Genomic DNA, 10,094 nt, shown 5'->3' on the forward strand with positions numbered 1-10,094 from the left:
CAAGTTAAAACACACTAATTATCTTGGAATAGCAGGCGAAGAAACCATTGCCATTTCACGTTTTCTTTCGTTAGCCTGCTTGATACTCTCATCACTAATAATAAATAACGTTTTGGTCGGACAGGTTTGTACACAAGCCGGACCATCTTCACGGAAATAGCAAAGATCGCATTTCACCGCAATGGCTTTCACGCCTGGTTGCCATGCCAACATATTGTGTAAATCCGTATTATCTGGTGCAGTACGAATATCTCGTTTTACCGCATCAGTGAAAGAGAATCCCTCATAATAGGTTGGTGCGTCAATCGGTGCAGAACCATGTTGGGTAATTGCACCAAATGGGCAAGCAATACCACAAAGTTTACAACCGATACAGAGACTTTCGTTAAGTTGAATAGTGTCATCAATATGTGTAATCGCATGTACAGGACACACAGTAGCACATGGTGAATCATCACAATGACGACAGAGAATTGGCACGGTTACATCATCATTACGCATGACTTGTAAACGTGGAAAAGATTGTAATCCGAAAGCTTTATGCACTTCGCTACAAGCGGCCATACAGGTGTTGCATCCAATGCAATCCTTCGGATCACCGATTACAAAACGATTCATACATTCCCCTCCTTGTATGTAAATAACGTTTCTACAATAACCACTCTGGTAGTAAGGATACTCCTGTCGAAAAGTAAAGCTCAAGAAGTAATTCAAAAATTTGTGATTAAGATCAAAAGATTTTGATTGTTTTTCTACTGCTGTGATGCAGCTGTTAAATAACCGTGAAACATAATAATTTTATGTTAAAAATGTGAACAAATTTCCAACAAATAGACATCACCTTATTTGAAATATCGCTATACAAATTTAAATGGTTACGTGATAAAATTTTCTTTTCGCAGTATGTTTATTGGCACACAATAAACAATTCATCTCATAAACATTCTAACTAAGGACAGATTATGTGTTTAGGTATTCCGGGACAGATCATTCAAGTAGCTGACAGCGCATTACAGCTTGCTGTAGTCGATGTCTGCGGAGTAAAAAGAGAAGTTAATATTTCATTAATTTGTCAGGATGACCCAAAACCTTTGGTTGGCAAATGGGTTCTCGTACATGTGGGTTTTGCCATGACAATTATTGATGAAGAAGAAGCCAAACAGACGCAAGAAGCCTTAATTGCCATGAGCCAGCTGGAACACGAAGTCGGCGATTTTCTTGGCCTCAATCAAAAATAAACAGGATTGCGTTATGCAAGGGATCGAATTACGCATAAAAGGAAAAGTTCAGGGCGTGGGATTTCGCCCTTTTGTCTGGCTTCTGGCAAATCAATATGGATTAAATGGAGATGTCAATAATGATGGACAAGGCGTGTTAATTCGTTTTGTCTCTCCACCATCCGGCTCTCTTGAACAATTTTTATCCGATCTACAAAATAAGCTTCCACCACTGGCTCAAATTACGGACATTACTCAGCGCACCATAGATTGGCCTGAAGCAGCCACAGTAACAAGCTTTACTATCCGGGAAAGCGAAAACAATCAAATGGACACGCAAATTATTCCCGATGCAGCAACCTGTCCACATTGTTTAGCTGACTTATTCGATCCCAACAATCGACGTTATCACTACCCCTTTACCAATTGTACCCATTGCGGTCCGCGTTTTACCATCATCAAGGCAATTCCTTACGACCGAAAAAACACGGCGATGTCTGTTTTTCCGCTTTGTCCACAATGTGAAAAAGAATACAAAGATCCAGCCGATCGTCGTTTTCATGCTCAACCCAATGCTTGTTCGGTCTGTGGTCCTCATATCTGGTTGCAGGATCGGGAACAAACGCTTGCTACTCATGAAACCGCACTAAAACAGACCGCACTTTTATTGCAACAAGGTCACATCGTCGCGGTAAAAGGCTTAGGCGGTTTTCATCTAGCCTGTGATGCGAATAATCAAAAGGCGGTTGATTTATTACGTCAACGGAAGCATCGTCCGACAAAACCGTTGGCTATTATGGTGCCTGATCTGCAGTTTTTACAGAATTTGAGTTCTCAAGAAACAGAACTGCTAACTAGCAGTGCTGCACCGATTGTACTGCTAGCAAAACATAAAGTACCCAATATTGCTGATAATATTGCGCCTAACTTGCAAGAAATCGGCGTCATGCTTCCAAGTAATCCACTACAACATTTGTTGTTACGTGCGGTTAATCGTCCGCTAGTCATGACCTCTGCTAACGCAAGCGGTCAACCTCCTGTATTGAAAAATGAACATGCGGTGGAACAATTAGCTGATTTAGCGGATTTTTATCTTTGTCACAATCGCGATATTCTACAACGTGCTGATGATAGCCTTGTTCGCGTTGCCTTCGATGGATTAGAAACATTGCGTCGTGCTCGTGGCTATGTGCCAGATGAAATATCGCTTGAAACACAAAGCACAAAAAATGTGTTGGCGTTGGGTTCTGATCTGAAAAATACCTTCTGCTTACTACGTCACAATAAAGCCGTACTGAGCCAACATATTGGTGATACTGCAAATGAGCAAGTGCGGTCACAATTAAGTGAAAATCTTGCATTATTTCAGCAAATTTACCAATTTAAACCAGACATTATCGCGGTGGATGCTCACCCTGGCTATTTTTCATCTTCCATTGGTAAACAACTTGCCGAACAGCAACAAATCCCCACCATCGAAGTGCTGCATCACCATGCACACATTGTCAGCGTAATGGCCGAACACAATTGTAATGAACCAGTAATTGGTCTTGCTCTAGACGGTATCGGCATGGGTGAAAATGGACAACTTTGGGGGGGCGAATGCCTACTTGTTGATTATCAAGATAGTCAATATTTAGGTGGTCTGCCGGCTGTTGCTCTGCCAGGAGGCGATCTTGCCGCTAAACAACCTTGGCGTAACTGGTTGGCTCACCTGCACCAATTTGTGCCACAGTGGCAAGAAATACTCACTAAAACCTGCGATGAACCGAATTGGCAAATACTAGTTAATGCCATTGAGCGAGGACTCAATTGCCCACCTATATCATCTGCGGGGCGTTTATTTGATGCTGTAGCTTATGATCTCGGTATTGCACCAACCACTGTTTCTTGGGAAGGTGAAGCCGCTTGTCATCTAGAAGCTCTAGCAAATAACTCATCCTTTGCTACACAACCCAAAAGTGCGCTCAATATTCCAGTAAAAATGCCCCTTATCGGCAATAAACTGGATTTGTCTTATTTCTGGCAAAGTTGGTTGAATTACCATGCGCCTGTCGCAGATAAAGCCTTTGCCTTTCATTATGCTCTCGCCCAAGGTTTTGCTGAACTTGCGGCAAACCAAGCACGCCAACACCAATGCCGTACTATCGTGTTATCTGGTGGTGTGATGCATAACCAACTACTACGTCGCTTATTAAAAGAAAATTTGAGCGAATTCCATGTACTAAGCGCGCATAAATTACCGATGGGTGATGGCGGACTCAGTTTAGGTCAGGCGGTTATTGCCATGCATAGACAAGCTGATAATCCCTAACATTAAAATATAAGAAATCGTATAGCGCGATTAGAATAAAAAAGAGTTAATCGAAAAATAACGATTAACTCTTTTGTTTTTTGTATTTCTTTTTTATAGAGGAATACTGGAAAAGAAAACCAATAGTAACGGTGGCAGAATATTCGTCACAAAGCCGAATGAAATCGCAATTGGCGTGACTTCAATGCCTCCCGCTTTTTGGATAATTGGCAAAGTGCAATCTATTGCTGTTGCGCCTGTAATTCCAATTGCCGTCGAACGAAAATGGCGCATAAATAATGGGATGACAAATAAACTGACAATTTCCCGGGATAAATCATTAAAAAAGGCAATACTGCCCTGCACCGGTCCCCATGCATTGGTCAATACTACACTGGATAACGAATACCACCCCATTCCAGAGGCAAACGCCAGTCCTTGCGTAATTGGCATAGCCAAAACAAAAGCAGCAATGATACCGCCTAGTAATGAAGTAAAAGTAAACACCATTCCCGTTTGGAAACCTCGTTTATTGAAAAGAGCTTCTTTCAAGGAAATGCCGTTATTTCTTAGCTGAATCCCTACAAAGAAAATCAGTACAATCAATACATACAGATTAATACCTGTAGGTAACATGAGATAGGATTTGAATAAGAAACCACAAAGGGTGCCAATTACCACTGTGCCGGAAAGTTTGAGAGAGTCAATTAAGGAGTGCCAACGAGAATCAATTTTACCTTGTGATTTAAGTGGCTCTGCTGGATTAAAACGGTCATAAAGCATTAAACCAATCATATTGGATCCCAAAATGATCGCCGATAGCGTCACCGCAGTTGTGCCAATAATAGGCAGTTTATGCTCTAAATCATCTAACTGACCAAGTAAATAGCCCATTAAGAAAAGAATAATGTAAAGCAAAAACATCACGATATGATTTATTTTTGCAATATAGGATTTATTATTGACCTTTAACAGATAACCTAACACCATCGGTATTAAGACAATTAATAAGCCATTTATCATATCCTGCATCATACATCTCCTTTCTTATTCCATTTGAGCTAGCATACCTCTTTTCTCCCCCTTTTTCAAAGCACATAAAAAAAGTGCGGTCAAAATTGACCGCACTTTTAATCATCTAAAAATAAAACTGATTAGCCATTTACTTGGCGACGTGCTAACACCGCATCGGATAACTGTTTTAACACGATTTCTGTATCTTCCCAACCGATGCAAGCATCAGTGATACTTTGTCCATAAGTATGCGCTTTACCATCCACTAAATCTTGACGACCTTCAACGATATGGCTCTCTACCATCACACCAAAGATTTGTTTTGAACCACCTGCGATTTGCTGACAAACATCTTCACAAACTTCCATTTGTTTTTTAAATTGTTTGCTACTATTTGCATGACTGAAATCAATCATTACATGTGGAATACGACCTGATTTTTCGATCTCTGCACAAACTTTTGAAATATCTTCTGCTTTATAGTTAGGGCCTTTATCGCCACCACGTAAAATAATATGGCAGTCTTCATTTCCTTTTGTTGAAACAATAGCAGAATGACCAAATTTAGTTACGGATAAGAAATAATGAGAAGCTTCTGCTGCGCCCATTGCATCTAATGCCACTTTCACGCCACCATTTGTGCCATTTTTAAAGCCTACCGCACAAGATAATCCTGAAGCTAACTCACGGTGAACTTGAGATTCAGTTGTTCTCGCACCAATTGCACCCCAACTCATAAAATCTGCCACATATTGCGGTGTGATCATATCTAAGAACTCACCCGCTGACGGCACACCTAAGTTATTAATATCAGATAATAATTTACGCGCAATACGTAAACCATCATTTAAACGATACGTATCATTTAAATAAGGATCGTTAATTAAGCCTTTCCAGCCCACTGTTGTACGCGGTTTTTCAAAGTAAACGCGCATCACTACTTCAAGTGTATCTTTATATTCATCACGTAATACTTTTAAACGTTTTGCGTAATCTAATGCCGCTTTAGGATCATGAATAGAACAAGGACCAATTACCACAAGTAAACGGTCGTCTTTTCCATGAATAATATTGTGGGCATGTAAACGGGTTTCACGAACTAACTCAGCAGCTTCTTCACTTGCAGGAAATTTTTCTAATAAAGCAATGGGAGGCAATACCTGATCCACTTTTTCAATTCGGGTATCGTCATTTGCAACTTTTACTTCGATTTCTTCTTTCTTCGTCGCCATATGTCACTCTCTAAATTTTAAATGTTGTGCTTAAATCTAATGGCGTTACTCTACACCTATTTTTTGTACTAGTAAACTAGTTCATTTGAATTCTTACACAATTATTATGTAATTGCGTAAAATTTGTACTACCAAAGCAGTAAAACAGGACATTATTAAACTATATTTCAGCCTTGGCAGGCAAGGTTTTTGACATAAAAATAGGTTGTACCAGCCCTATTTAAACAGAATGATTCTTTTATCCTTCAAATTAACAAAGGGTTTAGATGAATGCGGGCAAAAAACACAATTTCAATTTCAACCGCACTTTTTAAAAATATTTTTTCAATGCCCTTGTTTTTAGTGAACATCCCCCTCATTTTATTGTCTGACTGAACACTTATTCAGTCATTTATTTTTACTTGGAGAACTCTATGAAGAAAAGAAATTTTGTATTAACCGGTATCGCATTAGGTTTAAGCGTATTTGCGACCTCTTTATCTGCACAAGCGGCTATTCCGAATGAAATTGTCGAACAAGGCAGTCTTGCGCCAATGTTAGAAAAAGCGCAAGCAGCAGTCGTAACGCTTTCTGTTGAAGGCAAAGCAAAAGCAAACAGCCGTTCAGCATTGCCTGATGATATTCCAGAAGAATTTAAATTTTTCTTTGGTGATCAATTTGGTGAACAATTCGGCGGAGATCGTGGCGCATCACGCAACTTCCGTGGTTTAGGCTCTGGTGTGATCATCAATGCAGATAAAGGCTATGTTTTAACCAATAATCACGTGGTAGATGGCGCGGATAAAATCACCGTAAAATTACAAGACGGACGTGAATTCAAAGCCAAACTTGTTGGAAAAGACGAACAATCTGATATCGCTTTAGTACAAATCGAAAAACCAACAAATCTTACCGCGATCAAAATGGCTGACTCCGATAAATTACGTGTCGGTGATTTTACCGTTGCTATCGGTAACCCATTTGGTTTAGGTCAAACTGTAACCTCTGGTATCGTTTCTGCACTTGGTCGCTCTACTGGTTCTGATAGCGGTGCTTATGAAAACTATATCCAAACGGATGCTGCGGTAAACCGTGGTAACTCTGGTGGTGCATTATTGAATTTACAAGGTGAATTAATCGGTATTAATACGGCTATTATTTCTCCAAGTGGCGGTAATGCAGGGATTGCCTTTGCAATTCCAAGTAACCAAGCCAATAATCTCGTTCAACAAATCTTAGAATTTGGTGAAGTACGCCGTGGTTTACTCGGTATTAAGGGCGGTGAATTAAACGCCGATTTAGCGAAAGCCTTTAATGTCAGTGCGCAACAAGGTGCATTTGTAAGTGAAGTCATTCCAAATTCTGCTGCAGAAAAAGCAGGCTTAAAAGCAGGTGATGTAATTACCGCAATGAATGGTCAAAAAATTTCAAGCTTCGCCGAAATGCGTGCAAAAATCGCAACTTCGGGTGCAGGTAAAGAAATTGAGCTCACTTACCTACGTGATGGCAAAACTGATAACGTAAAAGTGACCTTACAAGCAGACGATGGCTCGCAAACAGCAAGTAAAACAGAACTTCCTGCATTAGATGGTGCAACCTTAAACAACTATGATGCAAAAGGTGTTAAAGGTGTGGAAATTAGTAAAGTACAGCCAAATTCAATGGCGGCACAACGCGGTTTAAAATCAGGTGATATCATCATCGGCATCAACCGTCAGCCAATTGAAAGCACGCAAGACTTACGCAAAGCGCTAGATGAAAAACCATCTGCTGTTGCACTCAATATCTTACGTGGCAAAAACAACTTCTACTTATTAGTGCAATAAAATAAAAAAGAGCGGTCAATTTGACCGCTCTTTTTCTTTATTCCGATATCATAAACTGCTCTCTCAATTGATGAAGCTGATCGCGTACTGCAGCAGCTTTTTCAAATTCGAGATCTTGAGCAAATTTATACATTTGTTGTTCCAATTTCTTAATTTGTTGTTGGAATTCTTTGGCGGATTTAGGGGCATTGTAAAGTGCGGTCGGTTCAGCTGCTGTTTTACCACGCTGTTTCGATTTAGCTTTTTGATTTGCACCTTGACCAATATCTAACAACTCGCCCACTTTCTTATTCAATGCCTGTGGAACAATGCCGTGCTCTTCATTGTATTTCATTTGTTTTTCACGGCGGCGATTCGTTTCGGTAATGGCTTTTTCCATAGATTTAGTGATGCTATCGGCATACAAAATTGCTTTACCATTTAAGTTTCGAGCAGCACGGCCGATAGTTTGGATTAAAGAGCGCTCAGAACGCAAGAAACCTTCTTTATCCGCATCTAAAATCGCCACAAGAGAAACTTCAGGAATATCCAAGCCCTCACGTAGCAAGTTGATACCAACCAATACATCAAACTCGCCTAAACGTAAATCACGAATAATCTCTACACGCTCAACGGTATCAATATCTGAATGCAAATAACGCACACGAATTCCGTGTTCGTCTAAGTAATCCGTTAAATCTTCCGCCATTTTCTTCGTCAGTGTTGTCACTAAAACACGCTCATTTTTGTCCGCTCTTTGACGCGCTTCAGACAGCAAATCATCCACTTGAATGGACACCGGACGAATTTCAATTTGTGGATCAAGTAAGCCCGTCGGACGCACAACCTGATCGACGATTTCAGTACCCGATTTTTCCAATTCATAAGGGCCAGGTGTTGCGGAAACGTAAATCGTCTGTGGTGCTAAACGCTCAAACTCTTCAAAGCGTAATGGACGGTTATCCAATGCAGAAGGCAAACGGAAACCATATTCCACCAACGTTTCTTTACGAGAGCGGTCACCACGATACATCCCACCAATTTGCGGTACCGTTACGTGTGATTCATCAATAATCAAAATCGCATCAGACGGCATATAATCAAATAATGTCGGAGGCGGTTCGCCTTCATTTCGGCCAGAAAGATAGCGTGAATAGTTTTCGATGCCTGAGCAATAACCAAGCTCATTCATCATCTCAATATCAAATTGTGTACGTTGAGTAATGCGCTGCTCTTCCAACAATTTATGCTCTTTGATGAAATATTCACGGCGTTGAGCAAGCTCCACTTTGATTTTTTCAATGGCATCTAAAATACGTTCTCTCGGTGTCACATAGTGGGTTTTCGGATATACCGTAAAACGTGGTACTGCTCCGAAATTTGTACCGGTTAACGGATCAAATAAACTTAGACGTTCAATTTCATCATCAAATAATTCAATTCTTACCGCACGATCGTCAGATTCCGCAGGGAAAATATCAATCACTTCACCGCGCACTCGGAATATACCACGCTGAAAAGCTTGATCGTTTCTTGTATATTGTAATTCCGCCAGCTTCGCTAAAATCTGACGTTGATCGATAATTGCCCCTTGTTGTAAATGCAACATCATTTGTAAATAGCTATCAGGGTCCCCCAAACCATAAATCGCTGAAACAGATGCGACTACGATAGTATCTCGACGCTCTAAGAACGACTTCGTAGCCGAAAGACGCATCTGTTCAATCTGATCATTAATAGAAGCATCTTTTTCGATAAAGGTATCACTGCTCGGTACATAAGCTTCCGGCTGATAATAATCATAGTATGAGACGAAATACTCCACCGCGTTTTCAGGAAAGAAAGCTTTCATTTCCGCATAAAGCTGAGCAGCAAGGGTTTTATTTGGGGCAAGCAACATTGCAGGGCGATTTAACGTCGCAATAACATTCGCAATGGTAAAGGTTTTACCAGAGCCCGTTACCCCGAGAAGGGTTTGATGCGCCAAACCATCCTCTAAATTTTCGACTAATTTTTCGATTGCTTGGGGTTGATCACCAGAAGGTTTAAAATCGGAATGAAGAATAAAAGGCTTAGTATTAATTTTGTCTGCCATAAGTGCGGTCAATTTTTTTACTGTTTTAGAAGTGTAGCTATTTTAGCACATTTATTACTCCAAATTGAGCGATAAAAATCCAAGTTTTACACACACTTAGGCGTGTCAAGTCTTAAACACTTCAAAATTGAAAAATATTTTATTTTTTTTGCTGGACTTTATATAACATATTGATATTTAAATAAATATTAACGAATGGCTAATAGATGAACAATTTGAGACAAAGCCAGTCTGCACCAGTGGTTGACCATTTTAAACAAAAACAATCCACAAAGTTATCCACAGGCTTTGTGGATAGCAAAAACGGTAAATTTTTTTGTAATTTTTTTCATTTTGAGTATTGACAAGCGACAGGTCGCTCATTAAAATGCGCGCCTATTCTTTGTGATACCAAATTTATTCCTCCTTAGTTCAGTCGGTAGAACGGTGGACTGTTAATCCATATGTCGCAGGTTCGAG

7 protein-coding genes are annotated in these 10,094 nt (G+C 40.1%); 3 read left to right on the forward strand and 4 right to left on the reverse strand.

The window, feature by feature from the left end:
* Positions 1–18: 18 nt before the first annotated feature.
* Positions 19–618, reverse strand: coding sequence for a 4Fe-4S dicluster domain-containing protein (locus ADA56_RS03825; RefSeq protein ID WP_049357467.1), 600 nt, complete (start codon positions 616–618; stop codon positions 19–21).
* Between the two features lie 344 nt (positions 619–962).
* Here ADA56_RS03825 and hybG point away from each other — a divergent pair, with 344 nt between their 5' ends.
* Both hybG and hypF read left to right on the forward strand, forming a co-directional pair.
* Entirely contained in the window at positions 963–1,238 is a 276-nt protein-coding gene (hybG, locus tag ADA56_RS03830) for a hydrogenase maturation factor HybG (protein ID WP_005696275.1), read from the forward strand.
* A 13-nt stretch (positions 1,239–1,251) separates the two neighbouring features.
* Positions 1,252–3,531: a carbamoyltransferase HypF gene (gene hypF, locus ADA56_RS03835; protein ID WP_049369338.1), complete on the forward strand. Its 2,280-nt coding sequence runs from the start codon at positions 1,252–1,254 to the stop codon at positions 3,529–3,531.
* 93 nt (positions 3,532–3,624) lie between these two features.
* On the opposite strand, the gene ADA56_RS09795 is transcribed toward hypF, so the two are convergent.
* Positions 3,625–4,542 (reverse strand): lysine exporter LysO family protein, encoded by a 918-nt coding sequence (locus tag ADA56_RS09795; RefSeq protein WP_176747776.1) that lies wholly within the window; start codon positions 4,540–4,542, stop codon positions 3,625–3,627.
* A 122-nt stretch (positions 4,543–4,664) separates the two neighbouring features.
* Positions 4,665–5,756: a 3-deoxy-7-phosphoheptulonate synthase AroG gene (aroG, locus tag ADA56_RS03845; protein WP_049369340.1), complete on the reverse strand. Its 1,092-nt coding sequence runs from the start codon at positions 5,754–5,756 to the stop codon at positions 4,665–4,667.
* Between the two features lie 413 nt (positions 5,757–6,169).
* Here aroG and ADA56_RS03850 point away from each other — a divergent pair, with 413 nt between their 5' ends.
* Positions 6,170–7,561, forward strand: coding sequence for a DegQ family serine endoprotease (locus ADA56_RS03850; protein ID WP_049369343.1), 1,392 nt, complete (start codon positions 6,170–6,172; stop codon positions 7,559–7,561).
* A 37-nt stretch (positions 7,562–7,598) separates the two neighbouring features.
* Here the strand turns inward: ADA56_RS03850 and uvrB are convergent, their stop codons facing one another.
* Positions 7,599–9,635 (reverse strand): excinuclease ABC subunit UvrB, encoded by a 2,037-nt coding sequence (gene uvrB / locus ADA56_RS03855; RefSeq protein ID WP_049369344.1) that lies wholly within the window; start codon positions 9,633–9,635, stop codon positions 7,599–7,601.
* Between the last annotated feature and the right edge of the window lie 459 nt (positions 9,636–10,094).

The organism is Parahaemophilus parainfluenzae, assembly GCF_001055095.1.
GTDB lineage: Bacteria > Pseudomonadota > Gammaproteobacteria > Enterobacterales > Pasteurellaceae > Haemophilus_D > Haemophilus_D parainfluenzae_Z.

Bases quoted from the DNA above. Each gene is read 5' to 3' on its own strand.
- ADA56_RS03825 (WP_049357467.1), bottom strand. From the start codon at position 618: ATGAATCGTTTTGTAATCGGTGATCCGAAGGATTGCATTGGATGCAAC.
- hybG (WP_005696275.1), top strand. From the start codon at position 963: ATGTGTTTAGGTATTCCGGGACAGATCATTCAAGTAGCTGACAGCGCA.
- hypF (WP_049369338.1), top strand. From the start codon at position 1,252: ATGCAAGGGATCGAATTACGCATAAAAGGAAAAGTTCAGGGCGTGGGA.
- ADA56_RS09795 (WP_176747776.1), bottom strand. From the start codon at position 4,542: ATGCAGGATATGATAAATGGCTTATTAATTGTCTTAATACCGATGGTG.
- aroG (WP_049369340.1), bottom strand. From the start codon at position 5,756: ATGGCGACGAAGAAAGAAGAAATCGAAGTAAAAGTTGCAAATGACGAT.
- ADA56_RS03850 (WP_049369343.1), top strand. From the start codon at position 6,170: ATGAAGAAAAGAAATTTTGTATTAACCGGTATCGCATTAGGTTTAAGC.
- uvrB (WP_049369344.1), bottom strand. From the start codon at position 9,635: ATGGCAGACAAAATTAATACTAAGCCTTTTATTCTTCATTCCGATTTT.